Genomic DNA, 26,791 nt, shown 5'->3' on the forward strand with positions numbered 1-26,791 from the left:
GCAGTGGGGTGCTTAATGGATGTGGTCCGGCGCTCGTCTCGCGCTCCGTAGCGTCGTCTCAGACGAACGACGGGCCCGCTATCTCCTCGTCTTCGGCGGTCTTCCAGGAGTGTTCGGGCTCCCAGCCGAGCAGTTTCGCGGCCTTCTCCGTCGAGTAGGCCGACTCCTCGCCGGAGAGGTCGCACTCACTGGGCAGGTCGCCGTAGCCGGCTTCGATGGCCGTCGCGGTGTCCACGCCCAGGAAGTTGTCCGGGCCGAAGGCGTTGAACACCTCGTGGTCCTCGAAGTCGGCGTCGAGGGCGGCCTCGACGAGCGAAACGACGTCCCGGATGTCGATGTACGACCAGAGATTGCCGAACCGGTCGGCGCTCTCGAGGTCGAAGTCCTCCCGGAAGGGCGTTATCGCGTACCGGCCAGGGTACTGGATCCACGACGGCCGGATCGAGGCCACGGAGACGCCGAACCGGTTGGTCACGCGCTCGGCGGCCGCCTCACCGGCCAGCTTCGACATCTCGTAGCCGTTCCAGGGCTCGACCGGGTGCTCCTCGTCGACTGGGAGGTACTCGGGCAGCGTCGGCTCCGGCCAGTGGGTCCCGTACACCGTCTCGCTGGAGGCCCAGACGACGTCCGCGCCGGCCCGTCCCGCGGCTTCGAGCGCGTGGAACGTACTCAGCGCGTTGTTCTCGTAGACGTCCCCGCCGGGATTGTTCTCCTCGTGGGGGATGTTGCCGAAGTGGACGACGGCGCTCGGATCGGCGTCGAGGACCGTCTCCCAGACAGCGCCCTGGTCGGTCAGGTCGAGGGCCTGGAAGCTGACGCCGTCGACGTCGGTGCTCTCCGGCAGCGTCAGGTCGACCGCGACGACGTCGTGGTCCGCCCTGAGTGCGTCGACGATCCAGCTCCCCGATCCACCGAGCGCACCGGTAACGACGATAGTGTCGGTCACGACCGTCTTTCGGAGCCCGTTCGACATAGTACTTGGTTTCGGCCGCAGGACTGGCATCTCCGGTCCGGGGAGAGCCGCTCACCCGGGCAATCGGAACGCGAGGCTGTACATCGTCCCGGTCGACTCCTCGCCGATTTCGTCGACGAGGCGGTCGATTTCGGTCAACAGCGGTGCGCCCATGCCGTCGGGCAGCGTCCGGGCGCTGGCGCGGGCCGCGTTCGCGTGGGCCGCGACGTGGTTCGCGGTCCAGGGCACCGGATCGAGCAGCGTCCGTTCGCGGTCGAATTCCCAGCCGTGGCCGACAATGACACGACGGAGCGTCGTCGCGGGATAGAAGGTGAGCGCCGACCGGCCCCGGGCCAGTTCCGACGCAGCGTTCTCGACGGCGAAGAGGTCACCCATCGCGGCGTCCTCGGGCAGCGGCTCGTAGTCGTCGACGACGAGGTGACAGCCCGGGGCGGCGACGCGGGTCAACTCTTCGAGGACGGCGTCGAGGGTGGCCAGCGGGAGGACGTTGCACAGGCCGTGGGCCGTGATAATCTCGACCGAGTCAGACGCGATCGGCGTCGCGACCAGGTCGGCCTCGACGACTGCGACGCGGTCCACGTGGTCTCGTCCGACACGGTCCTGGACCGTTCGCGCGTGCTCGGCGTCGTTCGTTACCGCATAAATTCGGTCGGCGCCGTCGGCGAGCAGGCCGGCGGTCGTCTTCCCGACGCCGGCGCCGGCTTCGAGACAGGTCGCCCCGTCGACGGGCCGGTCAGCGAGCGCCGCCGTCACCGTCCGTGGGACGTCCATCGCGGCAGGGAGTCAGTGGTGGAGCTGTTCGGGGACGGGGCTGTCGTCGTGGCGCGCGCCCTCGACGAGCGAGCGCTGGGCGGCCTCGTCCATCGTCTCGTACCGGCTTGCCGCGTCGAGGGTCATCGCGACGAGCTTCGGGTCGCCAGGGTTGACGACGGTCGTCACGTCCTGCGAGGCCGCGAAGTCGAAGCGTTCGCGGGTCTCCTCGGGCGTGTCGACCGGCTCGTACCAGTTCGCGTACGGCCGGTCACGCTCTGCGAGTTCGTCGGTCGACGGCCACGGCCCCTTCGCGAAGGCCTTGATGACGAGCGTGCCGATGCCCTCCTCGTTGGCGCGGTCGAGCACGGCCTGGTAGTCGTGGTCCTCGTCGTCCTTGCCGGCGACGACGGGGTTGAGCGGGAACATCAGCGTCTCCAGGTCGTCGATGCGGTCGATGGCGTCGAGGATGAGCTGTGGGTTCCCGTGGCTGGTGAGGCCGATGTGGTCGATGACGCCGTCTGCCTTCGCCTCGCGGATGGCCGCGAGTGCGCCGTCGTCGGCCGTGATGCGGTCGAGTTCCTCCTCGTACTCCAGGCCGTGGACCTGATAGAGGTCGATGGTGTCGACGCCGAGGCGGTCGAGGGAGGCCTGCATCTTCCGCTTCGTTCCCTCGTACCCTCGCTCCTGGGTCTTGCAGCCGAGGAAGATGTCGTCGCGGTACTGGCGGAGCTTCGGCCCCAGTTTCAGTTCCGCGTCACCGTACGTCGGCGCGACGTCGAAGTGGTTGACGCCGTGGTCGAGGACGAGCTCGACCATCTGGTCGGCTCCCTCCTGTTCGAGCCAGTTCAGCGCGATGGTCCCGAACGTCATGACGGTGCTGTCGTGGCCGGTTTCGCCCAGTGGACGCGTTTCCATACGGGATTGTTGGTGCGGCCGCACATAACAGTTGGTGGGCGGCGCAGTCGGTGCCCGACCGCTGGCGAGGCGTGCCCGACCGCTGGCGAGGCGTGACCGGCCGATTGACTGTGACTCTCTCCCAAACCTTTTTATGATATCCGCGAGAAGCCAGTTGTACAGGCGACATCGTCGTCATCGTTCACGATGACGAGGCACAAGCACCCGAGTCAGTTTCCCAACAGCTGCCGTGATCCACCCGTCATCAGTGGTAGTTCGGGACGGCCCGGTCGCCTGTAACTGTCTGCCCTGCGCTACTTCGGAGGGTAGCGCTGTAGACTTCCACCCACCCACCTTTGCTGACCCCCGATCTTTGCTGACCCCGACTTTCCCTGACCGACCCGGAGTCGTCACTCCTCGAACGTCGCTGCGATGAACCCGTCGTCGACGGTGAGTATCTCGCCGGTCGTGTAGCTCGCCGCGTCGCTCGCGAGGTAGACCGCTGCGCCGACGATCTCTTCGGGCTTCCCGAGCCGTTCGCCGGTCGTCCGCTGGCGAATCGTCTCGAAACGGGGTTCCCCCTCGGTGTAGGTCCCCTCGGTCTGCTCGCTGCGGACGAATCCGGGTCGGACGGCGTTCACCCGTATCTCCGGACCGAGTTCGTCCGCGGCGACGCGGACGAGCGTGTCGAGGCCGCCCTTCGCCACGGAGTAGGCTGCCAGGTTCGGGATGGCCGTCTTCGCGGAGGCCGACGCCACGTGGACGATGGCCCCCTCGTCCATCTCGCGGGCGAATAGCTGGGTGGCCTGGTGGGCCCCCTTGAGGTGGACGTCGACGACGTCGTCCCACTGCTCTTCGGAGACGTCGAGGACCGACTCGCGGGCGATGTAGCTCGGTGCGTACACCAGCACGTCGACGCCGCCGAAGGCCTCGAAGACGGCGTCGCGCAGGTCGACCAGGTCGTCCCGAACCGTGACGTCGCAGGTCACCTCGATAGTCTCGGCGCCTCGCTCCCTGAGCTCTGTCGCCGTCCGTTCCACGCGGGCCTCGGACCGGGAGGTGGCGACGACGTCGGCGCCCTCCTCTGCGAACCCGAGCGCGATGGCGCGACCGATGCCGCTGGTCGCACCGACCGCGACGACCGTCTTGCCGTCCGCTCCGACAGGTGTGTGGGTGTAATCGAGTGGCACACCGGACGTTCGTGGGATTCGGTGTTATATGTTCACCCGGGGCCGCGCACCCCTCACGGGGGTCTTCCCGTCCGTCTCACTCCCGGACTGACTCGAAGAAGTCGGTCTCGACCGCATCCCGGGCCGGCGTGGCCCCGCTCGTCGAGGCAGGCCCGAAGCTCCGGGAGCGAGATGCGGAGGTGTTCGGCGACGTTGCGACACGGGACGTGGACGAGCGGGACTGTAAAGCTATACCCGGGGGTTCACGTCTGCCGGCGCGTGGCCGGACCGGCGGACCGATGGGTCGACGGGCCGACTGGTCGATGGGCCGACGACGGCTTCCCAGTGGTTGCCGCAGTGGCACCCTTTTAGACGACGGATCGCCTGGTACTGGACAGATGCTGGACGGAGCGCTCGCTACCGTTCGTCGGATCCCCCGAGAGTCCGCGCTGGTCGTCGGCCTGATCAGCGGGTCGCAGTACGTCAACCACATGTACCTCGTCCTGTTGCCGCCGATACTCACGGTGCTCTCCGGGGAATTCGGGGTCTCGCTCGCGCTGCTGGGCGTCGCGCTGGGCGTCCAGGCGCTGACGAACACCGTGTTCCAGCTGCCGTTCGGTCACCTCGCGGACCACTACGACCGGACGCTGGCCCTGGCGCTGTCCTCGTTCCTCGGCGCGGCGGGCGTCCTCGTGGTCGCAGCGGCCCCGACGTTCGAGTGGTTGGTCGTCGGCCAGGCCATCGTGGGCGTCGGCGTCGCCGGCCACCACCCTGCCCACTACCCGCTGCTGACTGACGCGACGTCGGAGGCGGTCCGCGGGCGCGCCTTCTCGGTGTACAACGTCGGCGGCACGTTCGGGTTCGCCACGCCGCCGGTCGTCATCACCGCGATCATGGGCGTCCCGGGACTCACCTGGCGCCACGCTGTCGGCCTCCTCGGAGTCGTGGGCCTGGGATACGCCGTCATCGTCACCGTGCTGTTCGCCCGCCGGGTCGACCGGTCCATCACGGGGCCGAACGTCGCCGGATCGACTGGCTCCGCGAGCGCGGCCGAACGTGTCCGGTCGGAACTCGGGTCGCTGCTGGCCGACCCAGCGATCCTCGTCCTCGCCGCACTGGCGCTGGTCGCCTCGACGGCCAACTGGGGGCTGAGTTCCTACGCCGTCGTCTTCCTGACCGACACGTACGGGGTCGGGCTCGATCGGGCGAACCTGGCGCTGACGGGGCTGTTCCTCACCGGCGCGGTCGGCGTCCTCGTCGGCGGCTCGCTTACCGACCGCTTCTCGCCGGCGCCGGTCCTGCTGGGGAGCTTCGTCGGCCTCACGGCGCTCGTCGGGATCATCGCGACCGGGTCAGTTCCGGCACTCGCAGCTGTCGGGCTCTTCCTGCTCGTCGGCGCCGTCAGGAGCCTCGAGGGGCCTGCCAGGGACACGCTGACCCAGCGACTCGCCGGGGAGGGCGCGGTCGGCAAGAGCTTCGCGATCATCACCATCGGCATCATGCTCGGCAGCGCCGTCGCCCCGCCGGTGTTCGGCTTCCTCATCGAGCGCTTCGACGTGCAGGTCGCCTTCTTCGCCGTCGCCGCCGTCGCGGCGCTGGCGACGGCCCTGACCGCTGCCATCGTCTTTCGCCTGCAGGACGCGCCGGCGCCCGAACCCGTCGCCAGCGAGCAGCACTGACGTCGTCGGCCGCCCGTTCCATGCTTCCGGCAGTGCCGGACGACTTTCACTCGAAACGGCGCTAGACCGCCTCTATGACGCATTTCGGCGCTCACTCCCGGATTTCCCGCGAAATCCGAATTTCCTTCCGGTTATAACGGAAAACTCAGTTTCCCGTAAACTCCTTACAGGACGTTTCTTCGCCGAATCAGTGGCATCTGGGCCCGAATCCGACGAGATCGCCCGGCCGTACCGTCCGGTAGTGGCGGACGATCTCCGAAATTCGTGTGGCAGAGTAACACGGGCCGGGTCCACGCCCCTCCCCGCCCATCCGTCGTTGCGCGTGGTTTGTGGGCTGACTACCGCGCGTCGCGGTCCTCGGCGTCGTTGAGCGTCCGCCAGTACTCGATCACCGCCGCGGCGTGGCCCTCGTCCTCCTCGACCCGGCGGACCGTCGCCTTGTACGCCTCGTGGACGACGGCCGCGAGCGGGAGCGCGGTGCCGTTCTCGCGGGCGACCTGGCGAGCGTAGCCGACGTCCTTGTGCCAGATTTCGAGTCCGCCGAGCCCCTGGATCGCCTGTTCGTACTCACCGGTGAAGTACCGGTCCCAGACGCCGAGTTCCAGGAACTCGTTGAGCGGCGCCGGGTCGACGCCGTTGTCGCGGCAGAACTCGACGACCTCGGCGTCGACGGCCTGCTGGCCCGCGTATCGCAGCTGGAGTGCGAGCTTGAACACCGTGGCGTCGCCGACGTCGCCGATGCGGACGTGGTCGTCGCAGATCACGTCGAGGATCTCCCTCGCGGCGCCGTAGGCGGTTTCGGACCCGCCAACCATCACGTGATAGCCCGGGCGCGGCGAGCCCCCGGTGATGGGCGCCTCGACGAACTGGGCGCCGCGTTCGCGACACAGTCGTTCGCACGCGACGGACGTCTCCGGGAGCGTCGTCGTGGCGTCGACGAGGACCTGGCCCGCTTCGAGTCCTGCCAGCAGCCCGTCCTCACCGTCCATCGTCGCCTCCACCTCGGGCGACCCGGGCAGTGCCACGACGACGGCGTCCGTCGATCGCGCGAGCTCGGCCGGCGTGTCCGCGTGGGACGCACCGCGCTCCGTCGCCGCCCGAACCTGTTCGTCGTCGACGTCGACGACCGACACGTCGTATCCCGCGTCGAGCAGTTCGTCGAGGAACAGCGAGCCGATGTATCCGACGCCGACGATGCCGATTGCCTTCATGTATCGCTTCGATCCTCGGACGGCCGGACAAAAAGTGTCCCGACGGACTGTCTGTCGTGACGCTCGCCCGTTCCCACGTCGTCACTCGTCTGCCATTGACCACCTGTGCGAGGCTATCGGACGATAGAGATAACGGGTTTAATTTTGTTATATTTCTGGGCCGGGACTTGCCAGTCGTCTCCGCCAGTCGGGTTCCCCAATTCTGAACAATCTCGGCATCGAGAGGTTCGGCAGGGCACGACTGGTCGCGGGTACCGATCGCTATCGGGGTGCCGGTGAGCGATCCAGTAGTCGCCGTGTGACGGTTCTGGTCCATCTGCTGGAACGCTCACCGGTGACCGACTGTACTCTGTGCGGTCCCCGCTTCGCGAGCACCGGCCAGAGTCGCGCACAGGGAGGGCGATTCTGGGACGCTGGATGCCGATCCGTTCAGGAAGAGGGAACGAGAGTGCGAACAGGACAAATCTGACGAATATGGACCTGTGGCAGAATCAATTGATAGTATTGCTGAGTATGTTGCCACAAGTGTGGTGGGATAGACGCAGCATCTGGGATACTGTGTGGATGATCAGTCTTCCTGGCCCACGTTCTGGTCGCCACGCGACGTATCGCGCCGGCGCCGTTTCGACTGTCCTCGGTTGCCGCCGATGATAGCGTGTATTGACGGTTCAGGTCGGTCCAAACGGTTGAATCGACGCGGGAGCGGCCCTCCCTGGAAACCCTGTCCAGCCCGTCGACGGAGCCCGGGCCGGGCGCCATTTTGTTCAGCAAAGGTGAACAGTTGTGCGCAAAGTACCCGTCCGCGTCGAAGGCGACGGTTCGGGACGAATGCTGGCCGTATTCGGCCCTGCGTTCCCTGCTCGTCCAAAATCTGGACCAAAAACACCGCAGGAGTGACGCTCCCGCGAGCCCACACTCGCTTCGCTCGCGCCGGTTACTCGTTCTGTGCGTCGACGACGGCGACGCCCGCGAGGTTGACGATGTCTTTCACTTCGTCGCCGCGCTGGAGGACGTGGACCGGCTTGTCCATCCCGACGAGCATCGGGCCGATGGCCTCGGCGTTACCGAGGCGGTGGAGCAGTTTGTAAGCGATGTTACCGGCCTCCAGGTTCGGGAAGACGAGGACGTTCGCCGGGTCGTCCAGGTCCGAGAACTCGTAGGTGCCCTCGAGGATGTCCTCGACGACGGCCGTGTCGGCCTGCATCTCGCCGTCCACGGGGAACTCGACGGTCGGGTCGTCGCGGAGGCGGCTCGCAGCCTCGCGCGGCGCCCGCGTCGCGTCGGTGTCGACGCTGCCGAAGTTGGAGTACGACAGCAGCGCGGCGCGCGGTTCGACGTTGAAGCTCCGGGCGAGTTCGGCGGTGTGGCGGGTGATCTCTTCGAGGGCGTCCGCGTCGGGGTCGAAGTTCACCGTCGCGTCGGCACAGAAGACGACGCGGTTCTTGAACGTCAGCATGTAGACGCCGGCGGCGTAGTTGGCGTCCGGCGCCGTCCCGATGACCTTCAGGGGCGGGCGCAGCGCGGAGGGGTAGTGGTGGGTCAGCCCGGTCAGCATCGCGTCGGCGTCGCCCATCTCGACCATCACGCTGCCGAGGTAGTTGCCGTCGCGGATCAGTTCGCCGGCCTCGCGTCGCGTGACGCCGTTGCGCTTGCGCAGGTCGTAGAGCCGGTCGGCGTAGGCGGCGAGTTCGCCCTCGCTCGGGTCGACGACGGTCGGTTCGAACTCCAGGCCGAGGCGGTCGACGGTCCTGGCGATGTCGTCGCCGTCGCCGATGAGGACGGGTTCGGCGATGCCCTGGTCGACGAGCTGGGCGGCGGCGCGGATCATCTTCTCGTCGTCGCCCTCGGCCAGCACCACGCGCTTGGGGTCGTTCTTGGCCTTGTTGAGGACGACACGCATCATCTCGCGGGACTTCCCGAGGCGAGCCTCCAGTTCCTCGACGTAGGCGTCCATGTCCAGATCCGTGTCGGTGCGGGCGACGCCGGAGTCGATGGCGGCCTCGGCGACCGCGGGGGTCACCTCGAACAGGACGCGCGGGTCTAGCGGTTTCGGGATGATGTAGTCGGGGCCAAACTGCAGGGGCTGGTCGCCGTACGCTTTGACGACGGCGTCGGGGACGTCCTCGCGGGCGAGTTCGGCCAGCGCCTCGGCGGCGGCCACCTTCATCTCTTCGTTGATCTCGGTCGCGCGGACGTCCAGCGCACCGCGGAAGATGAACGGGAACCCGAGGACGTTGTTGACCTGGTTCGGGTAGTCCGAGCGCCCGGTCGCCATGATGACGGTGTCGTCGCGGGCGTCTTTGGCGTCCTCGTAGGAGATTTCGGGGTCCGGGTTGGCCATCGCGAAGATGGCGGGGTCGTCGGCCATCGACCGGACCATCTCCTGGTCGACGATGCCGCCGATCGAGAGGCCGACGAACACGTCGGCGCCCTCCATGGCGTCGGCCAGGTCGCCCTCGGGGATGTCGCGAGCGAACTCGGCCTTGAACTTGTTGAGTCCCTCGTGTTCCACGCGGTCGGTGGTGATGATCCCGCCGGAGTCACACATGACGATGTTGTCCTCGTCGACGCCGAGGCTCTCGTAGAACCGGGCAGAAGCGATGGCGCTGGCGCCCGCGCCGGAGAAGACGACGTCGAGGTCTCCGAGGTCCTTGTCGGCGATGCGGGCGGCGTTGACCAGCGCGGCCCCGGAGATGATGGCGGTGCCGTGCTGGTCGTCGTGGAAGACGGGGATGTCCATCTCCTCGCTCAGGCGCCGTTCGATCTCGAAACACTCCGGGGCGGCGATGTCTTCGAGGTTGATCCCGCCGAAGGTGGGCTCCATCATCCGGATCGCCTCGATCATCCCGTCCGTGTCGTCGGTGTCCAGTTCCACGTCGAATACGTCGATGTCTGCGAAGCGCTTGAACAGGACGCCCTTCCCCTCCATGACGGGTTTGGAGGCCTGGGCACCGATGTCGCCCAGCCCGAGGACGGCGGATCCGTCGGAGACGACCCCGACGAGGTTCCCCTTGGCCGTGTAGCTGAAGGCCTGTTCGGGGTCCTCGTCGATGTCGCGGCAGGGAGCGGCGACGCCCGGCGAGTACGCCAGCGAGAGGTCTCGCTGGGTGTTCGTGGGCTTGGTCGTCTCGATGGCTATCTTCCCCGGCGGGTCGGCGCGGTGATACTCCCGTGATTCGTCGTCGAGTCCCATGTTCGGTGTACGTGGAACTGCCTGTTAAAGGTCACTACAGCTATCGACGAGCGCGAATCCGACAGGCGGTGCTCGCCGGAGCGTCGACGTCGGCTCCGGCCGACTGCTCGTGGCGTCGGTCGGGACGTTTCACCGACACTATCAGTCCGACCCGTGCGGGGGCACGTACTCGCAGTGGGGACACGTGACGCTTCCGTGTGTTCGCTGCATCGACTCCTGGCAGCGTGGACAGCTGGTCTCCATCTATTCGGGACCTCACGTCGACGATACTAAAACCTGTCTACGACGACTGTCGAACTTTCGGCCCCACGAAGGCAACAGGCTGAAGACAGTGCCACGCCGTCACGTGGCATGGACTACGCGAATCCCGTGCTTCCGGGCTGCCACCCGGACCCGACCGTCTGTCGCGCCGGCGAGGACTACTTCCTCGCGACGAGCACGTTCGAGTACTTCCCCGGCGTCCCGCTGTACCACAGCGAGAACCTCGCCGACTGGGAGCCGATCGGCCACGCACTCACGCGGGACGAACAGCTCCCGCTCGACGACGTCGACGCCTCGGAGGGCATCTTCGCCCCGACGCTGCGCCACCACGAGGGCACCTTCTACCTGGTGACGACGAACGTCGCCGCGGGCGGTCACTTCGTCGTGACGGCCGAGGACCCCCGCGGCGAGTGGTCAGATCCGGTCTGGATCGACGCGCCCGGCTACGACCCGGACCTGTTCTGGGACGACGACCAGGTCTACGTCACGTACGCGAACGACGACGCCATTCGGCAGACGCCGGTCGACCTCGAAACCGGGGAGACCGGCGAGACGGGCGAGTCGGCGACGATCTGGGCGGGCCTGGACGACGCGTTCACCGAAGCCCCGCACCTCTACGAGGTCGAGGGGACCTACTACCTCCTCGCCGCGGAGGGCGGGACGCACGGTCAGCACGTGGTCTCCGTAGCACGAAGCGACGACCCGACCGGGCCGTTCGAGGACCACCCCGACAACCCGATTTTCTCCCATCGCTCGCGCGTGATGCAACCCATCGCCGCGACGGGCCACGGCGACCTCGTCCAGGCCCACGACGGGTCCTGGTGGATGACCTTCCTGGGCATCCGCCAGCAGGGCGAGCACGTCCCCTACCACCAGCTCGGCCGCGAGACGTTCCTGGCGCCGGTGACCTGGGCGGACGGCTGGCCGGTCGTCAACGGCGACGACGTCGTCGAACTGGCGATGTCCGTCGACGACACCGACCTCGAAGCGACGGGTGACCGGGCGTGGACCAGGACGGTCGACCCGTTCGCGGACGCGACGGACACCGCCGATCTCGGCCCGGAGTGGAACTACCGGCGCAATCCCGACCGCGAGCGCTACCGCATCGAGGGGGACGCCCTCGTGCTTTCCGGCGGCCCCGACACACTCGACGACCCTCACGCGACGTTCCTCGGCCGACGCCAGCAACACCACGACTGCCGCGCCACGTGCCGGCTCTCTTTCGACCCGGACACGGGCGAGGAGGCCGGCCTGACGGCGCTGATGAACGAGGACCACCACTACGACGTCGCCGTCGTCGAACGCGGAGGCGAACGCCGCGCCCTCGCCCGTCTCCGCATCGGCCCGTCGACCGAGGAAGTGGCCGAACTGTCGCTTCCGGACGGTCCCGTGACTCTCTCCATCGAGGCGTCCCCACGGTCCTACGACCTGTTCGCCGAACCGACAGACGGCGCACCCGGGAGTACCACGACGCTCGCGACGGTAGACGCCCGCTACCTCTCGACGGAGGTGGCGACTGGCTTTACGGGCGTCTACGTCGGCCTCTACGCGACGGGCGACGGCAGCGACTGTGAATCGGCCGCCCGATTCACCGACTTCGAGTACGGGCCGATGGAGTCGTAACTCCCTCGCGACGAACGCGAGGTGCGGTCGTCCTGTCACGAATCGTATAGTGTTACGAAATCTGAGACGATCGATTTTGGCGAATTTATTAACTCAGAATCGAATCAATATAGTGATCGGGCGGGCGGCGTATCCGACGAAACCGGGTGATTTCGGCGGTCTGTCCCTCGATCGTTCGTATCTGCCGTGATAACTGGACCAGACAGTCCGGGAGAACGAACCCGTGGATGTTAGATGAATGAGGTAGCTTCGTTCCCGACTCGTCGGACCTGCACCGACGAGGAGCGGTTCGGGCCGAGGCACTCGACGGGGACGACCTTCCGACCACCGCCGTCGGTGCCTCGTGGACAGCCTGCGGCGTCGGCCGACTCGCTGCCGTCGGCGCAGAGCCCCACTTCGGCTGAAATCCGGCGAACTCGGCCGTCCTGGCCGAGTCTGTGGTTGCAGAGAAGTAGCGGGAGTGTCGTCCCGGTCGCTGCCTCAGACGACGGTGACGTCGTTCTCGAGGGTGCCGATCTTCTCGAGGTCGATGCTGACGTGGTCGTCCTCCTGCAGGGTAAAGGACTCGTCGGGGACGATGGCGGTGCCGGTCAGCAGGACGGCCAGTTCGGGGACGGCGTTGTGGCGGTTGTAGTAGGAGACCAGGTCCTCGCAGGTCTGGGCCATGTTCGCCGTGGTGGTCGAACCCTCGAACACCTGCTCGCCGTCGCGCTCGATGGTCATCGACATCTCCAGGTCGTGGGGGTCGCCGACGCCCGCCGCGGATGTGACGCAGGGACCGATGGAACAACAGCGGTCGTAGATCTTCGCCTGCGGGAGGTAGAGCGGGTTCTCGCCCTCGATGGAGCGACTGGACATGTCGTTGCCAATGGTGTACCCGACGACGTCGCCGCGGTAGAGGACGACGGCGAGTTCCGGCTCCGGCACGTCCCACTCGGAGTCTTCGCGGATCCCCACGCGGTCGTTCGGCCCGACGGTGCGGTTCGGCGTCGCCTTGAAGAAGATCTCCGGGCGCTCGCTGTTGTACACCTCGCGGTACATGTCGGGCATCGCGCTCTCGGCCTCACGGGCCTCCTCGCTGATCTGGTAGGTGACGCCCGCGGCCCAGACCTCACTCGGCGCGACAGGTGCGGCGATATCGCTCTCCAGAGTGTCGACGTCGATCTCGTCGGCGTTCCCGACGAGCTGGTCGGTCACCTCGTCTATCGTCCGGTCGGTGATACTCGCGGCGCGAACGAGGTCGAGAAAGGAAGTGAGTTCGGCCTTCGCACTGGTCAGATCGTAGGCGGTGTCGGCCGTCCGGACCGCGAGACGCGGGGAGCCGTCGGCCGCGACGCGATAGTATTTCATGCACCTTGGAAAATCCCCTCCGTGTAAATAGTGTTATCGCATCTCAGGGACGGCGAGGCCGTCAGTTTCGACGGTCGTCCAATGACGGTTCGTCGGCCGCCTGTTCCATGAGCCCTTTCATGTACCCCACGGCGAACAACCGGCCCATGTCGGTGTAGCCGGCGTGGGCTTCCTCGCGGTCGTCCTCGCCGGCCATCTTCGGGACGTGGTCGGGCCGGATGGGCCCGTCGAAGCCCGCGGCCTCGTAGGCCCGCATCGTCGCCAGCATATCCGTCGGCCCCTCGTCCTGCCACGTCTCGACGAACGAGTCGGGGGTCCCCTCCACGTCCCGGAAGTGGACGAAGTGGATGTCGTCGGCGAGTCGGTCGATGGCTTCGGGGACGTCCTCGCCCATCGCCGCGAAGTTGCCCTGGCAGAACGTGACGCCGTGGTTCGGACTGGGGTGCATCTCGAGGATGCGCTCGAAACTCTCGAGTGACGTGACCAGTCTGGGAACGCCGCGGACCGGTGAGATCGGCGGGTCGTCGGGGTGGAGGGCGAGTTTGACCCCGGCCTCCTCGGCGACGGGGACGATCTCGTCGAGGAAGTACTGGAGGTTGTCCCACAGTTCCTCCTCGGTGATGCCCGCCTCCGGATGGGGGCCTGCACCCTCCATGTCCCGGTGGTCGTACCCCGTCGTCAGGGAGCCACCGCGCAGGGGGATGGAGTCCGACGTTCTGGGGACGCCGACAGGCAGTTCGGTCCACACCCAGCAGTACACCTCGATGCCGAGTTCGCCCATGTTCCGGAGGAGCTGCTTGACCGTGGCTATCTCCTCGTCGCGACCTTCCTTGCCCAGCACCGTCTTCTCCATCGGCGGCCGGTCCTCGACGACGTCCAGCGAGAAGCCGTGGTCCTTGAAGCGATTCTTCGTGCGCACGAGGGTATCGTACTCCCACCACTCCTCCTCGCCCCAGAACCGGACCACCGCGGTGTCGATGCCCAGTTGCTGGGCCAGCGTCCAGCGCCTGTCCGGCCGCGGCGGCAGCATGACCGTCGTGTCCATGGGGCGGGGTTGGGTCTAGCTCGGCAATATACCTTCGGCATACGTCGTGATGACTGGGTTGGAGGGGTGACGGGAGACGAATCCGACGGCAATACAGTAACCGCAAACAACCAGAAAGCCCCGATCGGTTCGCCGAACCCTGGGGAAGTAAGCACCGCAACGAGCGGAGCGAGTGAGGAGCGCAGCGACCCACGGGAGGCGAACAGGTCGCCCCTTTCAGTCCCGCCCTGTTGATTATCCGATGGGGTGGGACTGAAAGGGGCCGAGCGCTCGTCGAGCGAGAGCCCGCAAGCACCGCAGGCGAAGCCGAGGAGCGCAGCGCGGTTCGCAGCCGACGAGCGCGAGGGGGCTTTCGGGCTGTTGTCGGTCCATGTTGCTCTCGTTCTACCGTACCTCCCGATACCCCGAACGACTCCGAGGGAAACTTTGATGCCCAGATCAGCCAATTCCACTGATATGAGCTTCCTCGACGACGACTATCTCCTCGAATCCGACGCGGCACGGGACCTCTACCAGTCCATCGCCGACCTCCCCGTTGTCGACCCGCACAACCACGTCGACCTGGCGGAGGTCGTCGAGAACGAGCACTGGGCCGACATCTGGGAGGTCGAGGGCGCCACGGACCACTACGTCTGGCAGCTGATGCGCAAGCGCGGCGTGCCCGAAGCAAAGATCACCGGCGACGCGCGTAACCGGGAGAAGTGGACGGCACTCGCCGAGGTCTTTCCCGACATGGCGGGCAACCCGACATACGAGTGGGTCCACCTCGACCTGAAGCGCCGGTTCGACATCCACGAGCCGATCAACAGCGACACCGCGGACGAGATCTGGGCGGAGACGAAAGATCAGCTCCAGTCCGACGCGATGCGACCCCAGCAGGTCCTCCGGGACATGGACGTGGAGGTGCTGTGCAGCAGCGACGACCCGACCGATCGGCTCGAATATCACGAACGGGCCGAAGACGAGGTCGACGGCGTGGACGTTCGGCCCACCTGGCGGCCCGACCGGGCGCTGAAGATCGAGACCGACGCGTGGGACGCGTTCGTCGACGAACTCGACGACGTCACCGGGGGCGACGTCTCGGACCTCGTCGGGTTCCGCGCCGCGCTCCGGGAGACCCACCAGTACTTCGCCGACCACGGCTGCGTCGCGTGTGACGTCGGCACCGGGACGGACCCCATCTCGCGGCCCGTCAGCGACGACCGGGCGGCCGATATATACGAACGCGCACGTCGGGGGGAGAACCTCTCTGAGCGAGAGGTCCGCGACTGGAAGGCCTACGTGCTGGAGTTCGTCGGCGAACTGAACGCCGAGCGCGGCTGGGTCACCCAGTTGCACGTCGGCGCCGTGCGGAGCTACCGCCAGTCGCTGTTCGAGGAACTCGGGCCGAACGCCGGCGGCGACGTCTCGACGCAGGACGTCGACGTCGTCGAGGGGCTGGACTACTTCCTCGACCGCTTCGACGGGGAGTTCGAGGTGGTGCTGTACGTCCTCGACCCGAGTCACTACTACTCCGTCGGCACGGTCGCTCGCGCGTACCCGAACGTGAGCATCGGGCCGGCCTGGTGGTTCAACGACAGCCCCTACGGGATGGAGGACCAGCTGGAGTACGCCGCCTCCGTCGACTTGCTGGCCAACCACGCCGGGATGGTGAGCGACTCGCGGAAACTCGTCTCCTACGGCTCGCGCTTCGAGATGTTCCGGCGGACCCTCGCCAACGTCGTCGGCCGGATGGTCGAGCGGGGCCAGATTCCGGAGGGTAACGCCGAGCGACTGGTCAGGCACGTCGCCTACGACCGACCCCGGGAGCTGTACGGGTTCTGATACTGGTGGTGTAAGCCCGTCCTGGCGCTCTCCACCGCCCGTCGCGGGCAGATGGCTACACTTTTTGCGGTCGACAGGGACTCCCGAGTATGGCAATCGAGGACTACCTCGCGGAGTTCACCGAACGGGACTGGCAGGAACTGGACTCGGGGACGCTCCGCGTCGCGATGATCGGACTGGGATGGTGGACGATGGAGGAGGCGATGCCGGCGGTGGAGGACTCCGAGTTCTGCGAGACGACGGCCGTCGTCAGCGGGAGCGAGGACAAGGCCGCTCGCGTGCGCGACGAGAACGAGACGGTCGAGGTCGCGCTGACCTACGACGAGCTGATCGACGGCGAGGCCGTCGACGCCTACGACGCCCTCTACGTCTGCACGCCCAACGCCTACCACAAGGAGTACGTCGAGGCCGCCGCCGAACACGACAAGGCCGTCCTCTGCGAGAAGCCCCTGGAGGCGACTGTCGAGCGCGCCGAGGATCTCGTCGCCGCCGCCGAGGACATCCCGCTGATGACCGCCTACCGGATGCAGACGGACCCGGACGTGCGCCGCATGCGCGAACTGATCCACGAGGGCGCCATCGGCGAGCCCGTCGCCGTCGAGGGACACATGACTCAGACGATGCTGGACGTCGTCTCGGACGACGTGGACCAGTGGCGCGTGGACCCCGACAAGGCCGGCTACGGCGCGACGGTGATGGATCTCGGCATCTACCCGCTCAACACCGCGCGGTTCGTCCTCGACGCCGAACCCGTCGCGGCCACGGCGATGATGCGCAGCGAACATCAGGCGTTCTCGAAGGTCCCCGACGAGCACGCCAGCTTCACCGTCGAGTACGCCGACGGGACGACTGCGGCGTACACCGCGAGCCAGAACGCACAGCTCTCGGGTCGCTTCAGCGTCATCGGCACCGAGGGCGAACTGACCATCGACCCCATCTTCCTCGGCCAGACGCCCCAGACGCTGACGCTCCGGCGGGGGGACCGAACGGTGGAGATCGACTCCGGGCGCCGGGACATGATGGGCAGCGAGATGACCGAGGAGTTCGACTACTTCGCCGACCGGGTCCTCCGCGAGGAACCCATCGGCCCCGACGGCCAGCACGGACTCGACGACATGTACGCGCTGAAGGCCATCTACGACGCCGCAGAGACCGGCGAACGCGTGACGGTCGAGTAGCGACCGCCGGCCCCGACTCTCCTCGTTCGCTCCGCCTCGTACCGCCGTTCAGGTGGCGTAACCATCGCCGGAGACGCGGAATCCGGCCGCTACTTCAGAACCTTTACTATACTCGCTCGGCATCGTCGGAGTAGGATGGTAGACCACGCCAAGCTCCGTGATCCGAACGCGGAGTACACGATGCGCGACCTCTCCTCGGAGACGATGGGACTCACGAACAGCCGCGGCGACGCGCGTGACGTCGAGATCACCGACGTCCAGACGACGATGGTCGACGGGAACTACCCGTGGATCCTCGTCCGCGTCTACACCGACGCCGGCGTCGTGGGCACCGGTGAGTCCTACTGGGGCGGCGGCGACACGGCCATCATCGAGCGGATGAAGCCGTTCATCGTCGGCGAGAACCCGCTGGACATCGACCGGCTCTACGAGCACCTCGTCCAGAAGATGTCCGGTGAGGGCTCCATCTCCGGCAAGACGATCTCCGCCATCTCCGGCATCGAGATCGCACTCCACGACGTCGCTGGCAAGCTCCTCGACGTGCCGGCCTACCAGCTCGTCGGCGGCAAGTACCGCGACGAGGTCCGCGTCTACTGTGACCTCCACACCGAAGACGAGGCCAACCCGGTGGCCTGTGCCGACGAAGGTGAGCGCGTCGTCGAGGACCTGGGCTACGACGCCATCAAGTTCGACCTCGACGTTCCCTCCGGCCACGAGAAGGACCGGGCCAACCGCCACCTCCGGAACCCCGAGATCGACCACAAGGTCGAGATCGTCGAGGAAGTCACCGAGCGCGTCGGCGACCGCGCCGACGTCGCCTTCGACTGCCACTGGTCGTTCACTGGCGGCTCGGCCAAGCGCCTGGCCGAGGCCCTCGAACCGTACGACGTCTGGTGGCTCGAGGACCCCGTCCCGCCGGAGAACCACGACGTCCAGGAGAACGTCACGAAGTCCACGACGACGCCCATCGCCGTCGGGGAGAACGTCTACCGCAAGTACGGCCAGCGCACCCTGCTCGAACCGCAGGCCGTCGACATCATCGCGCCCGACCTGCCCCGCGTCGGTGGCATGCGCGAGACCCGAAAGATCGCCGACCTCGCGGAGATGTACTACATCCCCGTCGCGATGCACAACGTCTCTTCCCCCATCGGGACCATGGCCTCGGCACAGGTCGCCACGGCCATCCCGAACTCGCTCGCGCTCGAGTACCACTCCTACCAGCTCGGCTGGTGGGAGGACCTGGTCGAGGAGGACAACCTCATCGAGAACGGTCGCATGGAGATCCCCGAAGAGCCCGGTCTCGGCCTGACGCTGAACCTCGACGCCGTCGAGGAGCACATGGTCGAGGGCGAGACGCTGTTCGATCCGGCTCCGTAAGCCGGATCGAATCGACGACGCGTACGCTTCGACAAGCACGAAAATTTCTGATTTGGGCTGTTCGACGAGGAGTGAAACGACTCGTCGAGCCAGCAAATCTTTGATTTGCGCTGTTCGACGAGGCGTAGGCTGGTCGCTCTGCGAGCGACCAGCTATACAGCGAACGGAGAACGAAGCACTATATCTCTGGCAGTCCGGTCTCGGACAGAACGACCGTGAGTTCTCGTCCCGATCGACGCTGGACGTCCGACCAGACCGCGAGGCCGCTGGCGTGGCGCTCACTCGCCGCGTATTCACAGACGTGTCGGCCGAAGCTATCGGTCGAGGAACAGCATGTCGCGCGAACCGGGGGCCGGATCTATACTACTCGATCAGGGAAGATCGGCACAATATTTCGGCACCTGTGTGGGGAAATCAACGGAGAGAGTAACACGGTCTCCGAACGGGGCACCAGGGAGTCGTCAAACTGAGGGGGGCGTCGTTCGCCGAGTAACTGGTGTCTAACGGTGGGCTATCTCTGCTGATAAAGCCCTGCCGTAAGGTACGATGGCCATTTTCGCTTTCAGTAGTTTTATTATGACTCCTGTAGGCCATTACAGTGGATCATGGCAGCTGATAACACAAAATATCGTTCCTTAGTAGACCGCAGACGGTTTGTGGAGCTAGTTGGCGTTTCAGGCGCCGCGGCCCTCGCGGGCTGTGACAGTGGTGGCGACGGTGGCGACGGTGAGGACGGCAACGAGTCGAGCGGCGACGGCGAGGACGGCGGTGCGAGTGGCGTCATCGACAAGACCCACGTCAGCGCACTGCAGACGAACCCCACCGAAGACACGATCAACCGACACCACACGCAGAACGCCTCCGAGCCCGCCTCGCGACTGGCGTTCGACCGGTACGCCGCGTACTCCTTCGAAAGCGGCGAGTTCCAGCTCGAAGCCCTCGACGACTGGGAGTTCGACGGGACGACGGTCACCCTGACGTTCCGCGACGACCTCACCTGGTCCGACGGGAGCCAGGTAACCACCGAGGACATCGACACCCAGTTCCAGCTTCAGAAGAAGACCGGGAGCGCCATCTGGGGCTACGTCGAGAGCACCGAGGTCGTCGACGACCTGACCTACCAGCTGAACCTCTCGGGCGAGACGAACCCGCAGATGGTCAAGTTCCAGCTGTCGAACATGTGGGTCTCCACGCCGGCCTCCGTGTTCGAGCAGTTCCTCGACCAGGACGCCTCCGAGGTCCAGACGTGGGTCTGGGAGGACAGCGACGAGGACGTCCTCGTGAGCGGTCCGTTCAAGTACGTCGACCGGAGCCAGCAGGAGTGGAACTTCGAGCGCAACCCCGAGTTCCGCGACGCGGACAACATCAACTTCAGCGACTGGCAGTTCGACGCCTACCAGGAAGCGAGCGTCCCCCAGCAGGACTTCACTGCGGGCGGCGGCCGCTTCGACAGTTCCTGGAGCGCCTTCGCCCCGCCGGAGACGGTCGAAGGGTATCAGGACCACGTCGTCGAGATCCGGTCCATCCTGGCCAAGTGGGGCTACGGGACCGTCTTCAACCACGACAGCGATATCTTCGGCGACCGCGCGGTCCGACAGGCAATCGCCTACGTCATCAACCGCGAGGAGCTCGTCGAGAACGCGGGCCCGCGCACGAAGTTCCCGGCCAGCGTCCCCTGTGGGATCGCGCCGAAGAACATCGACCAGTGGCTCGGTGACCAGAAGAGCAACTTCAACGACTACGGCGTCGGCGAGAGCGACACCGAGTCGGCGACGCAGGTCCTCGAGGACGCGGGCTACTCGAAGTCCGGCGGCACCTGGCAGTCTCCCGACGGCGAGGCACTCAGCGCCGAGTACCTCACGCCGGCTGGCTGGTCGGACTTCACGACGATGACCAACACCATCGTCGACCGGCTCAGCGACTTCGGCATCGACCTGACCGTCGCGACTGCACCGACGAGCGACTGGCAGGGTCGGATCATCGACTCCAACTTCGACATCGCCGCGTTCTACTGGCTGCCCGGCCAGGCGCGTTCGACGTTCCCGTACTTCCCGCTGCGCCACCAGCTGGCGTTCGACGCGATGGACGGCGGACACAACTACCCGGCCGAGGAAGAGCAGACCATCCCCGCGATGGACGGCTCCGGCGAGACGACGATCAACCCCCTCCAGAAGGTCGAGGAGATCGCGACGGTCCCGACCAACGAGGAGGCGATGCCGATCGTCCAGGAAGCGGCCTGGCACAACAACGTCGACCTGCCGTTCCTCTCGCTGGTCTCCAAGTTCGAGCAGTCCTGGCTGACCAACGACGAGTGGGACATCGTCGAGGAGGGCGACCCGGACCGTGCCGTCAAGTGGCCGCCGTTCTGGCTGCCCCGGAAGGGCAAGCTGACGGCCCAGGAGTAATCGGGTAACCGGACCCGTATTCGATCGCTCCACATCTTTCGATACAATCCGTCACACCTTAGAGAGAGCACGTTAAAAATCAATACCAGACGCATGGTCAACTACTACGTTCGACGAACTGCCCGGGTGTTCGCCACCGTCTTCGCCGTCATGACGGTGACGTTCGGGTTGATCCGTCTCCTGCCGGGAGGCCCGTACTCGCAGCTGCGCGCGCAGTTGCTCCGATCGGGGGTTCCTGCGGAACAGGTCAACCAGCAGATCGAGAACCTGCAGAACATCCGCCCTGACGCACCGCTGTGGGAACAGTACATCAACTATATGATATCGGTCCTCCAGCTGAACCTCGGACAGTCCATCAGCAAGGGGGATCCGGTCATCGAGATCCTCGCCCAGGCCGCGCCCTGGACGATCTTCATCGTCGTCGTCTCCACCGTCCTGATGTTCGCCTTCGGGATCGTTCTCGGGGCGCTCCAGGCGTACAAGGAGGGCTCGAAGTTCGACGGGATCGTCTCGACGTTCTCCATGGCCGGGATGTCTATCCCGTTCTACGTCATCGCGATCCTGGCCCTGCTGGTCTTCTCCTACCGGCTCGGCTGGTTCCCGCCGTCGGGGACCGCCGATTCGAGCATCGACAACTACTGGACCCTGGCGTTCTTCCTGAGCGTCCTCGAACACGCGGCCTTACCGGTCTTCGCGTACACGATCACCGGGATCGGTTCCCAGGCGCTGGCGATGCGCGGGAACAGCATCCAGGTGCTCGGGCAGGACTTCGTCGAGGTGGCGCGACTCAGGGGTCTCTCAGACACCCGCATCTCGACTCGCTACGTCGCCCGGAACGCCATCCTGCCGATGTACACCGGCTTCCTGCTCCTGCTCGGCTTCCGGCTGGGCGGGACCATCATCCTGGAGTACATCTTCAACTACCCCGGGCTCGGCTACTACATGCTCGAGGGTCTCAACGGCAACGACTACCCGCTGATGATGGGTACGTTCCTGGTCATCACCGTCGCACTCGTCGTCGGCGTCTACATCGCAGACCTGACCTACAGCAAAATCGACCCGCGTATCAGCGCAGGTGATTCCCGTGAAGCATACTGAAACAGACGCACCGGCGGACGGATTCGACTGGCACGCAGAGAGCTCCGACGTCGAACTGACTCGCGGTGAGCAGTTCTGGGAGTTCTACGAGCACCGGATCTACCAGCCCGCCCTCATCGCGTGGTCCGACCTCCGGACGCGCATCGGGCTGGTGGTCATCGCGTTCTACTTGCTGCTCGCGCTGATCGGCGAACTCGGGCTCTGGCGGGCACCGTCGACGAGCCAGGCGCCGCGTCTGCTCGGTATGTTCGAGAACATGGCGTACCCGCTGGGGACGACCTCCGCGGGCGTCGACCTGACCGCGGCCATCATCCACTCGACGTCGGACATCCTGCTGATGGTCCTGGCGGGCGGCGTCTGGGCGACCGGCGTCGCGCTCCTGGTCGGGGTGTTCGCGGGCTACAAGGGCGGCATGATCGACAACATCCTGATGTCGGTCTCCGACTTCTTCATGGCCATCCCGGGCCTCCCGCTCGTGATCATCCTCGCGATCACGTTCAGCCCGGAGAACCCCATCTTCGTCGGGGTTATCCTGACGATCAACTACTGGGCCGGACTCGGCCGCTCGCTGCGCTCGCAGGTCCTGACGATCCGCGAGGACAGCTACGTCGAGGCCTCCCGGACGATGGGCGTCAGCACCTGGCAGATCATGGTGAAGGACATCATCCCGAACCTGATGCCGTACGTGACCGTGAACTTCGTGTTCGCGGCCCGGTACACCATCTTCGCCTCGGTCGGGCTGTACTTCCTCGGCGTGTTGCCCTACTCGACGCAGACGTGGGGTGTCACGCTCGCACGGGCGCAGGCTAACGGCGCGCTGTTCGTCCCCGACGCGGCCCACTGGCTCATCGCGCCGATGATCGCCATCGTCGGGCTCGCGCTGGGCCTCATCCTGCTCGGGCAGGGGATGGACAAGGTGTTCAACCCCCGCGTCCGGACCCGCCTCGCCGGCGAGTCCGAGACGACCGAGGAGGGCGAAGACGACTCGATCACCGGCGGCACACTCTGAGCGCCGGGAACGCGACTACGGACATCTTTTCTCTCTTTTCTCTCTTTTCTCTCTTCTCTCGATTCGCGAGTGACCACAGGACCGTGAGCGTCGCGTCTCTGCGAGGGGGACCCCAGGTCAGTACCAGGGGGGACGGGGCGAACCGGGAAGTTCAATAGTGACGGCCGAAACCTCCGAACGTGCCGAACGGATCGAAGCTCGTCGAGCTCGTCTGTCAACAGCGAGAGCAGATTCCGCTCGCGATGACCGTCATCATCACGATGGCGCTGTTGCTCTTGCTGTCGGCGCTGTTCGTCTCGCCGGGAGACGAGGCCTTTCCGATACTCGTCCTCGACTTCGCGCTGATCGGCTTCTCGTTGCTGTTCTTCGGTGGAACCTACTGGTACTGTATCAAGCGCGGGATGGAGGAGTAGGGCTCGAATCACCGCGTGAGGATGTCTGCCGTGAAAACTCTGTGAGCGTCGTCGCGGCTACTGGTTCTCGAGGAACGTCGCCGTGTCTTCGACCAGCTCGCTGACGTCCTCGTCGTCCGTCGAATCGGCCAGGTCGCGGAGCGGTTCGACGGCGCGGTCGTCACCGAGCACGCCGAGCGCGCGGACTGCGCGAACGTACACTCGCTGGTCGTCGTGGTCGAGCGCGTCGACGAACTGGTCGTAGGCGGGGGCGATTGCGTCGGGGTGGGCCTCGCCGACCTCGGTCAGCATCTCGACGGCCAGCCCGGCGATCGCCGGGTCGTCGTGGTCGACGAGGGCGACCAGTTCGTCCACGTGGTCCGTGAACGCAGCGGGCTCGACGTCGGCGACGGCGACGAGGACGTTTGCGACGGTTCCCTGTGCCTGGAGTTGCATGCCGTGTTCCTGTTGCTCGTGAGCGACGACGGTCTGGCGGGTGTCCGGGTTGTCGACCATGTCGACACCGTCGCTCGGTTCGAAGGAGCCCGGGTGGTCGCGGAGGAGGGGGAGGAGCCGGTCGACCTCCGAGGCGGCCGCGGCCGGCTGTTCGACGACGACCTTGGACAGGAGCTGGGCGCCGATCAGCGTGACTGCGTTGACCTCGTGGGTGGCCAGCGTGACGATCTCGGAGACGTCGTCGGTGAGCTCGCCCGGGTGCGCCGTGGCGAAGCTGAGCAGCACCGTTCCGGCCTGCTGGGCGACCGAGACGCTGTCGTCTTCGAGCAGGGCGACCAGGTCGTCCAGGAGTGGCTGGAGGGCGCCTGGATCCTCCTGGACGACCAGTTTACAGGTCCGCGCTCCATCCTGGCGGGTGGTCGGTTCCTCGGCCTGGAGTGCCTCGCGGATCTGGGCGACGTCTCGCTCAGTTAGCTCGCCTGACTCCGGATCGACGTCCCCGACCGGGACGGACGTGTCGTTACTCATTGGGTGTGGGATCGGTTTCGAGCGGCATATACGTGTGGATACGGGCGCCGGCCGGCGCCGGCAGGACGCGGCCGTGTCCATAGCTTTACGTCGGCCCACGGGCATCTCAACGTCATGCTCGACGCTGATTACGACGAGTGCTGGCTCCGGTATCCGCGGGTCGACGACGCCGACCGCCGCGAGTCCTACGCCAGACGCTGTCTGCACGTCTACGCCGGGGAGACTTCCCCCCAGCACGGCGCGATCCGCGACGAACTGCGGGAGGGACTCGAGGGGATACTCGGCCGCGAGCCCCACCTCTGGCAGCACCCGCCGCGGTCGGCCGACGGCTTCCTCGTCGTCGGCCAGCCCGACCTGATGGAGGTCGTCGCCGACTCCGTCGACGCGGGGATGGTCCGCTCGCTCGACGACGACGGCTACCACCTGCGCTCGACGACGTGGGAGGGCGCCGAGGTCACGGTGGTCACGGCGCCGACCGACCGGGGACTCGTCTACGGGACCTTCCACCTCCTCCGTCTCATGGCCACTGGCGAACCGATCGACGACCTGGACGTCGTCGAGGAGCCTCGCAACGCCGAGCGGCTGATCAACCAGTGGGACGAACCATTCCGCGGGACGGTCGAGCGCGGGTATGGCGGCGAGTCCATTTTCAAGTGGGAACACCTGCCGGACCTGCGCGAGCGGTACTTCGACTACGCGCGCCTGCTCGCCTCCGTCGGGATCAACGGCGTCGTCCTGAACGACGTCAACACGACGCGGCCCGAGCGGCCCGGCGACCTGGCGGGCACCGGCGAGTTCGAGGGCGTCGACCTGCTCGACGAGCAACACCTCCCGAAGGTGGCCGCGCTGGCCGCGGTGTTCCGGCGGTACGGTATCCGGACGTACCTCTCGGTGAACTACGCCTCGCCCATGCTCGTGGGGGACCTCGACACCGCCGACCCGCTCGACGACGCGGTCGCGGCCTGGTGGAAAGACAAGGTCGCCGAGGTGTACGACCTGATCCCCGACTTCGGCGGGTTCCTCGTCAAGGCCGACTCCGAGGGCCAGCCCGGTCCCTACGACTACGACCGGAGCCACGCCGAGGGGGCCAACGTCCTCGGCCGGGCGTTCGAACCGTACGACGGACGCGTCTTCTGGCGGGCGTTCGTCTACTCGGACCACGACGACCGGGCGGTCCAGGCCCACGCCATCTTCGAACCGCAGGACGGCGACTTCCACGAGAAGGTCACCGTCCAGGTGAAGAACGGTCCCATCGACTTCCAGCCCAGGGAACCCGTCTCGACGCTGTTCGGCGACATGCCCGAGACGCACCTCGCCTGCGAACTCCAGATCACCCAGGAGTACACCGGCCAGGGCGTCCACGTCTGCTCGCACGTGCCGCTCTGGGAGGAGTTCTTCGCGTTCGACACCCACGCCGACGGCGAGGGAACCCCGGTTACCGAGGCCTTCGCCGGTACCGAGGGCGAGGGCATCGCCGGCGTCGGCAACGTCGGTGAGGACGGCAACTGGTTCGGCAACTACCTCTCGGGGGTCAACCTCTACGGCTTCGGTCGGCTGGCCTGGGACCCCACGCTCGACGGCGAGTCGGTCACCGAGGAGTGGGTTCGCCTGACGTTCGGCGACGACCCCGAGGTGGTCGAGACGGTGACCGACATCCTCCAGGACTCCTGGGAGGCGACGGTCGACTACGAGACGGGCGGCCTCGGCCTCATCCACATGATGTACAACGGCGAGGCGCGCCTGGAGAACCACTACGACCCGGCCCCGGCGGAGTGGCCCGGCTACACCGGCGCGACCGAGGACGGCATCGGCTACGACCGGAGTTCCAGCGGGAGCGACTACGTCGACCAGTTCGCCGACCCCGTCGCCGAGCGCTACGACGACCCCGAGACGTGCCCCGACAAACTCCTCCTCTTCTTCCACCACCTCCCCTGGGACCACGAACTCGACGACGGGCGGACCGTCGTCCAGACGCTGTACGACAACTGCTTTGCCGGCGTCGAGGAGGTGAAACGACTCCGCGAGCAGTGGCGTTCGCTGGAGGGGAGCATCGACGAGCAGCGCTATCGACACGTCGCCGAACGCTTCGACGAGCAGGTGGAACAGGCCGAGCGCTGGCGCGACACGCTCGTCGAGTACTTCCACGACTACTCGGGAGTCGCGGACGAACGCGGTCGCGTCCCGCTGGCGAACTGATTCGCGTGAGACGAGCGGGCCCGCCCGTCGGCACGGGCGGCGATCGTTCGATTCGGCCGGGGGCCTGATTTCCACTGTGTCCGACAGACGGAGACAATTTTAACTCTCGTTCCAGTATGTATTAGATGGTCATTTACCGGAGGGCAACTACTTTATAATCAGCAATTAACAACCTTA

Annotated in this window: 19 protein-coding genes and 1 pseudogene; 10 read left to right on the forward strand and 10 right to left on the reverse strand. The window is 66.3% G+C overall.

From position 1 onward, the window contains the following. Window positions 1–58 precede the first annotated feature (58 nt). The 4 genes from BM337_RS04435 to BM337_RS04450 all read right to left on the reverse strand — a co-directional run bounded on the left by BM337_RS04435 (window position 59) and on the right by BM337_RS04450 (window position 3,810). Window positions 59–946 (reverse strand): NAD-dependent epimerase/dehydratase family protein, encoded by an 888-nt coding sequence (locus BM337_RS04435; protein ID WP_218155510.1) that lies wholly within the window; start codon window positions 944–946, stop codon window positions 59–61. A 78-nt stretch (window positions 947–1,024) separates the two neighbouring features. After that, a complete protein-coding gene (locus BM337_RS04440; RefSeq protein WP_089814290.1) occupies window positions 1,025–1,744 on the reverse strand; it encodes a class I SAM-dependent methyltransferase in 720 nt (239 codons plus the stop codon). Window positions 1,745–1,756: 12 nt separating this feature from the next. Continuing rightward, window positions 1,757–2,641 carry an aldo/keto reductase gene (locus BM337_RS04445; RefSeq protein WP_089814292.1) on the reverse strand — a complete coding sequence of 295 codons (885 nt, stop codon included), beginning with the start codon at window positions 2,639–2,641 and terminating at the stop codon, window positions 1,757–1,759. Between the two features lie 389 nt (window positions 2,642–3,030). Continuing rightward, complete coding sequence (locus tag BM337_RS04450) at window positions 3,031–3,810, reverse strand: SDR family NAD(P)-dependent oxidoreductase (RefSeq protein WP_089814294.1); 780 nt, start codon at window positions 3,808–3,810, stop codon at window positions 3,031–3,033. Window positions 3,811–4,187: 377 nt separating this feature from the next. Between BM337_RS04450 and BM337_RS04455 the strand changes: the two genes are divergently transcribed. Further along, window positions 4,188–5,468 (forward strand): MFS transporter, encoded by a 1,281-nt coding sequence (locus tag BM337_RS04455; protein WP_177227154.1) that lies wholly within the window; start codon window positions 4,188–4,190, stop codon window positions 5,466–5,468. A gap of 338 nt (window positions 5,469–5,806) precedes the next feature. Here BM337_RS04455 and BM337_RS21700 read toward each other — a convergent pair whose 3' ends face one another. The 3 genes and pseudogenes from BM337_RS21700 to BM337_RS04465 form a co-directional block, all read right to left on the reverse strand. Beyond that, on the reverse strand, window positions 5,807–6,232 hold the full coding sequence (locus BM337_RS21700) for an NAD-binding protein (protein ID WP_281244888.1): 426 nt from the start codon (window positions 6,230–6,232) through the stop codon (window positions 5,807–5,809). Continuing rightward, window positions 6,233–6,724 (reverse strand): annotated as a pseudogene (locus BM337_RS21705) (NAD(P)-binding domain-containing protein); the annotation flags it as partial. Window positions 6,725–7,613: 889 nt separating this feature from the next. Then, on the reverse strand, window positions 7,614–9,872 hold the full coding sequence (locus BM337_RS04465) for an NADP-dependent malic enzyme (protein WP_089814297.1): 2,259 nt from the start codon (window positions 9,870–9,872) through the stop codon (window positions 7,614–7,616). A 351-nt stretch (window positions 9,873–10,223) separates the two neighbouring features. Here BM337_RS04465 and BM337_RS04470 point away from each other — a divergent pair, with 351 nt between their 5' ends. Next, a complete protein-coding gene (locus BM337_RS04470) occupies window positions 10,224–11,756 on the forward strand; it encodes a glycoside hydrolase family 43 protein (RefSeq protein ID WP_089814299.1) in 1,533 nt (510 codons plus the stop codon). 480 nt (window positions 11,757–12,236) lie between these two features. On the opposite strand, the gene BM337_RS04475 is transcribed toward BM337_RS04470, so the two are convergent. After that, window positions 12,237–13,106, reverse strand: coding sequence for a fumarylacetoacetate hydrolase family protein (locus tag BM337_RS04475; protein WP_089814301.1), 870 nt, complete (start codon window positions 13,104–13,106; stop codon window positions 12,237–12,239). 61 nt (window positions 13,107–13,167) lie between these two features. Next, the gene (locus tag BM337_RS04480; protein WP_218155511.1) at window positions 13,168–14,151 is read right to left on the reverse strand and encodes a mannonate dehydratase; all 984 of its coding nucleotides are present in this window, start codon (window positions 14,149–14,151) and stop codon (window positions 13,168–13,170) included. Between the two features lie 456 nt (window positions 14,152–14,607). On the opposite strand from BM337_RS04480, the gene uxaC reads away from it, so the two are divergent. The 7 genes from uxaC (at window position 14,608) to BM337_RS04515 (ending at window position 23,455) form a co-directional block, all read left to right on the forward strand. Then, window positions 14,608–15,975: a glucuronate isomerase gene (gene uxaC / locus BM337_RS04485; protein ID WP_089814303.1), complete on the forward strand. Its 1,368-nt coding sequence runs from the start codon at window positions 14,608–14,610 to the stop codon at window positions 15,973–15,975. An 89-nt stretch (window positions 15,976–16,064) separates the two neighbouring features. Further along, a complete protein-coding gene (gfo6, locus tag BM337_RS04490) occupies window positions 16,065–17,153 on the forward strand; it encodes a D-xylose 1-dehydrogenase Gfo6 (RefSeq protein ID WP_089814305.1) in 1,089 nt (362 codons plus the stop codon). A 135-nt stretch (window positions 17,154–17,288) separates the two neighbouring features. Then, on the forward strand, window positions 17,289–18,530 hold the full coding sequence (locus tag BM337_RS04495) for a mandelate racemase/muconate lactonizing enzyme family protein (RefSeq protein WP_089814307.1): 1,242 nt from the start codon (window positions 17,289–17,291) through the stop codon (window positions 18,528–18,530). Window positions 18,531–19,186: 656 nt separating this feature from the next. After that, the gene (locus tag BM337_RS04500; RefSeq protein ID WP_245778604.1) at window positions 19,187–20,935 is read left to right on the forward strand and encodes an ABC transporter substrate-binding protein; all 1,749 of its coding nucleotides are present in this window, start codon (window positions 19,187–19,189) and stop codon (window positions 20,933–20,935) included. A gap of 93 nt (window positions 20,936–21,028) precedes the next feature. Next, window positions 21,029–22,033 (forward strand): ABC transporter permease, encoded by a 1,005-nt coding sequence (locus tag BM337_RS04505; RefSeq protein WP_089814312.1) that lies wholly within the window; start codon window positions 21,029–21,031, stop codon window positions 22,031–22,033. Beyond that, entirely contained in the window at window positions 22,011–23,042 is a 1,032-nt protein-coding gene (locus tag BM337_RS04510) for an ABC transporter permease (protein WP_089814314.1), read from the forward strand. The genes BM337_RS04505 and BM337_RS04510 overlap by 23 nt, the downstream gene beginning before the upstream one ends. A 179-nt stretch (window positions 23,043–23,221) precedes the next feature. Continuing rightward, on the forward strand, window positions 23,222–23,455 hold the full coding sequence (locus BM337_RS04515) for a hypothetical protein (RefSeq protein WP_177227156.1): 234 nt from the start codon (window positions 23,222–23,224) through the stop codon (window positions 23,453–23,455). A 57-nt stretch (window positions 23,456–23,512) separates the two neighbouring features. Here the strand turns inward: BM337_RS04515 and BM337_RS04520 are convergent, their stop codons facing one another. After that, window positions 23,513–24,418, reverse strand: a complete 906-nt coding sequence (locus BM337_RS04520; RefSeq protein WP_089814316.1) for a HEAT repeat domain-containing protein — start codon at window positions 24,416–24,418, stop codon at window positions 23,513–23,515. Between the two features lie 114 nt (window positions 24,419–24,532). On the opposite strand from BM337_RS04520, the gene BM337_RS04525 reads away from it, so the two are divergent. Then, window positions 24,533–26,614 (forward strand): alpha-glucuronidase family glycosyl hydrolase, encoded by a 2,082-nt coding sequence (locus tag BM337_RS04525; RefSeq protein ID WP_089814318.1) that lies wholly within the window; start codon window positions 24,533–24,535, stop codon window positions 26,612–26,614. The last annotated feature ends 177 nt before the right edge of the window (window positions 26,615–26,791 follow it).

The sequence above is a fragment of the Halomicrobium zhouii genome, assembly GCF_900114435.1.
Lineage (GTDB): Archaea > Halobacteriota > Halobacteria > Halobacteriales > Haloarculaceae > Halomicrobium > Halomicrobium zhouii.